3 protein-coding genes and 1 pseudogene are annotated in these 1,844 nt (G+C 39.0%); 2 read left to right on the forward strand and 2 right to left on the reverse strand.

Features of this window, described 5'->3' with window-relative positions:
- Positions 1–377: pseudogene (locus tag AAC083_RS15975) on the forward strand (reverse transcriptase family protein); the annotation flags it as partial.
- A gap of 3 nt (positions 378–380) precedes the next feature.
- Positions 381–596: a retron Se72 family effector protein gene (locus AAC083_RS15980; RefSeq protein WP_080559472.1), complete on the forward strand. Its 216-nt coding sequence runs from the start codon at positions 381–383 to the stop codon at positions 594–596.
- A 109-nt stretch (positions 597–705) separates the two neighbouring features.
- Here the strand turns inward: AAC083_RS15980 and AAC083_RS15985 are convergent, their stop codons facing one another.
- Both AAC083_RS15985 and AAC083_RS15990 read right to left on the reverse strand, forming a co-directional pair.
- Positions 706–1,134: an HTH domain-containing protein gene (locus AAC083_RS15985; protein ID WP_108537117.1), complete on the reverse strand. Its 429-nt coding sequence runs from the start codon at positions 1,132–1,134 to the stop codon at positions 706–708.
- On the reverse strand, positions 1,134–1,844 hold a 711-nt coding region (locus tag AAC083_RS15990), incomplete at its 5' end, for a hypothetical protein (RefSeq protein ID WP_219927898.1). The genes AAC083_RS15985 and AAC083_RS15990, both read right to left, overlap by 1 nt.

Consider the following 1,844-nt stretch of genomic DNA (forward strand, 5'->3'; position numbering starts at 1 on the left):
ATGTTTGCTCACTGAAATATAAAGAGTCATCAAGCTCTAAAGAATATCATGATTTATGGAACAAAGTTTCTGGAATGGTAGCGAAACTTACGCGATTAAAACATTCAGAAGCAAGAAGTTTAAGAAGTAAATTGACTGAGATGCTACCAACTTTTGGTGATGATGTTAAACGTAAAATCATTCATGATATTAAAAAACTAATGCGTAAGCCAGATACGCAATGCAGTTATACCCATGGTGAGATTGCCAGGGTAAATAAGGCCATTTATTTGTTAGGGATATTGGGGAGAACAGATCGGAATTTAGCAAATAATTTAAGGCGGGACTTGAAACGTAAATATAAAAATCTACCTACATACAATGATATTTGGAGTTGATGAATGCGTGAATCAGGTGTTGTAAGAGCATTTGACCCTTTGAAGGGGTTTGGCTTTATTAGAAGAGAAAAAGGGAGGGATGTGTTTTTCTTTTATAGTGAAATTAGTGAAGAAGATAGGCTTTTATTTGTAGGAGATATAGTAAGTTTTATTGTGGAGGTTAAACCTAAAGGGCCTAGAGCTTTTGATGTGAAGAGGGAAGGAAGGCTATTAGTATAGCTTGTCCCTCAATTATGATCAGTTCTTGCTATGTATGTCGTGGTCTAATCATCCCAGACACCGCTTTGGCGTGGGTGTTAAGTGAGGCTAGGTTAGTATAAATAGATATTCAAGTTATTAGCTTGGGAAAATTATCACTTATCATTTTATGTAGCCGATTATTTTCTGTCTGCAATCGTTCATTATCCATCCATAATAGCTGGATTTGGTTAGCTCTAAGATTATTAATTTTTGTTATTTCTTGCTTGCGTTCTTTAAGCTCCGCACGAAGTTTTTTCACCTCTGATTCTCGTTGCTGATATGCCTCAAGTAACGTTATAGGAGCATTGTCAGTACGTTGGAGTCCATTTTTTTTCAATGCCTCAAATGCATCATTTAGGTCTGGGAATTCATCAAGATATCGATAAATGGTTGCTCTGCTAACCCCAGCTTCTCGAGCTAAATTAACACTCGTTATTTTGCCATTGGTTTTGGTGGATGCTCCACTGGCTAATAAATCCAGTGCGTCAATGATGGCCTGATGATTTTTGTCTGCCATTATTTCGCCTCTTTTAAATCTCGAACGACATTCTCTAAAATAAGAATTTCAACCTGGAGTTGGTTCTTCTGAAAGACAGAGGTCTTAGGGTGTCTGTAAAACTCATGGGCTTGGGTTAATTGAGCTTCCCATAAGGATTTATGGCGTTTGGAAATGCATGCATTACTACAATTACCTGGTTGGCAGAAATTTATTATGGGTTTCTCTATAGATGGTTTTTTTGATGTGCAAATAGCCTTGGTCGGGTCGAAAAAACAAAAATTGAATTTGCCTACAAATAATGCCTTGTTTGTGTTTGCCAACCATTTTGCTATCTGCGAGGGTGGATAATCCTCGGCCCGTCCACTAAATTCTGCATTGAACTGCGATTTCAGATGGGTGCCAAATTCACCCGCCACCATCCCTTGTGAGAGATCCATTGCCAATTCACCTAGGATATCGACACTCGCAAGAACTTTTTCCTGTTCCAAAAGTTTATTCCACTCCGGTTCCTCACCTGCATATCCCTGGAATATAGCGACTTCAACATGCTTGTATTGCAGCATGCCAGCAATTATTCCGAATGGTTGCCTGGCGATGAATCTGGCTAATGTTCTACGAAATTGCCTAGCATTGAACACCCATGGCTCAGATACACCAAATTCATTGCGCCAATCAGGTATCGGCGGGCGGTCTAGGCTTTTATTACAGTGGTCTCTGAAATTGTTAAT

This window comes from Aeromonas sp. HMWF014 (genome assembly GCF_963878295.1).
Taxonomy (GTDB): domain Bacteria; phylum Pseudomonadota; class Gammaproteobacteria; order Enterobacterales; family Aeromonadaceae; genus Aeromonas; species Aeromonas popoffii.